The 616-nt window shown below is 48.7% G+C and carries 1 protein-coding gene; it reads left to right on the top strand.

The window, feature by feature from the left end:
- On the top strand, positions 1–616 hold a 616-nt coding region (gene argS, locus R7Q46_RS28170; RefSeq protein WP_318078439.1), incomplete at both ends, for an arginine--tRNA ligase.

Genomic DNA, 616 nt, shown 5'->3' with positions numbered 1-616 from the left:
AACTCGTGATGACGTAATGGGTGAAAGCATGTACAACGACATGCTACCTAAGATCGTAGCAGACCTAAAAGCACAAGGTCTTGCGGTTGAAGATGACGGCGCGCAAGTTGTATTCCTAGAAGAGTTCAAGAACAAAGACGGCGAAGCGATGGGCGTTATCGTTCAGAAACGCGACGGCGGCTTCCTATACACCACAACGGATATCGCATGTGCGAAATACCGTTACGAAGAACTAGGCGCAGACCGCGTACTTTACTTCATTGACTCTCGCCAGCACCAGCACCTAATGCAAGCTTGGACTATCGTTCGTAAAGCAGGCTACGTACCTGAGTCTGTATCTCTTGAGCACCACGCTTTCGGCATGATGCTTGGTAAAGACGGTAAACCATTCACGACTCGTGCGGGCGGTACGGTTCGTTTGGCGGACCTTCTTGATGAAGCCGAAGTTCGTGCTGCACAGTTGATAGAATCTAAGAACCCAGAGCTAGATGCTGAAGAGAGAGAGAAGATCTCTAAAACAGTTGCGATGGCAGCGGTTAAATATTCTGGCCTATCTAAACACCGTACGACTGACTACGTGTTCGATTGGGACAATATGCTAGCGTTTGAAGGTAAC

This window comes from Vibrio sp. 811 (assembly GCF_033339195.1).
The sequence above is the reverse complement of the archived record's forward strand: the minus strand, read 5'-3'. Positions and strand labels throughout refer to the sequence as shown.